The 368-nt window shown below is 65.5% G+C and carries 1 protein-coding gene; it reads right to left on the bottom strand.

Going from position 1 to position 368, the window contains the following annotated elements:
• Positions 1 to 368: polysaccharide biosynthesis protein (locus AC0L3S_RS39205; protein ID WP_473285312.1), on the bottom strand; the 368-nt coding region annotated here is incomplete at both ends.

Below are 368 nucleotides of genomic sequence, written 5' to 3'. Positions count from 1 at the left end.
CCGAACCGGACCGAGATCAGCCGCATCGACCGCCTGGCGCCGCCGTGACCCGCCGCAAGATCATGGTCGAGCGCCTGGCAATACATCTCGGCGAAGCGCTTGGTGAGGCCGAGCATCGACACCGGCTCGATCGCCTTGTCGGTCGAGATCATCACCATGGCTTCGGCGCCGGCGCTGTGAGCGGCATCGGCAACGTTGATCGAGCCGAAGATGTTGGTCTTGACGCCCTCGCTCCAGTCGCGCTCGAGGATCGGCACGTGCTTGAGCGCGGCGGCATGGAACACGATGTCCGGCTTGAACTCGGCCATCAGGCGCATGATGCGCTCACGGTCGCGGATGTCGGCGATCCGCCCTTCGATCGAAGCAGC

The organism is Bradyrhizobium sp. Ken01 (genome assembly GCF_055807355.1).
Note: the sequence above shows the minus strand (reverse complement) of the source record. Positions and strands in the feature narration are given on the sequence as shown.